The sequence below is a fragment of the uncultured Shewanella sp. genome (genome assembly GCF_947497935.1).
In the GTDB taxonomy this organism is placed as follows: domain Bacteria; phylum Pseudomonadota; class Gammaproteobacteria; order Enterobacterales; family Shewanellaceae; genus Shewanella.
In genome coordinates this window covers 1-337 of sequence record NZ_CANMIO010000058.1, presented here as the reverse complement: position 1 = coordinate 337, position 337 = coordinate 1, and the positions used below count along the sequence as shown (strand labels likewise).

1 protein-coding gene is annotated in these 337 nt (G+C 52.2%); it reads right to left on the bottom strand.

Annotated features, from left to right (window positions below; genetic code table 11):
* The coding region (locus tag Q1A86_RS21150; protein WP_299811433.1) for a VCBS domain-containing protein at positions 1-337 on the bottom strand (337 nt) is incomplete at both ends.

Here is a 337-nt window from a genome sequence, read left to right as displayed (position 1 = left end):
AGAACAGTCCATATTCGGTGTTTGGCGTGCCTTGTACACTCCAAGTTTCACCGTCGTTGAGGTCAACATCGTCGGCGATAAACTGTCCGGAAACGCTATCGATGCCAGCGACAGGGGTATTACCTTCACCATTGATATCAACCACCCCGGCTTCTTTCACCATGCCCGCGTCTGCGCCTTGGGCAAAAGCCAGTACAGGAATATCGTTGGTACCCGTGAGAGTAATGGTCACGTCTTGCTCTGCATAGGCGCCGTAATCATCCGTCACGCGCACCGTGTAAGTGAGGACGACGACTTGGCCTTCAAACAGGCTATTGGCTAAGTCATTATCTAGGGT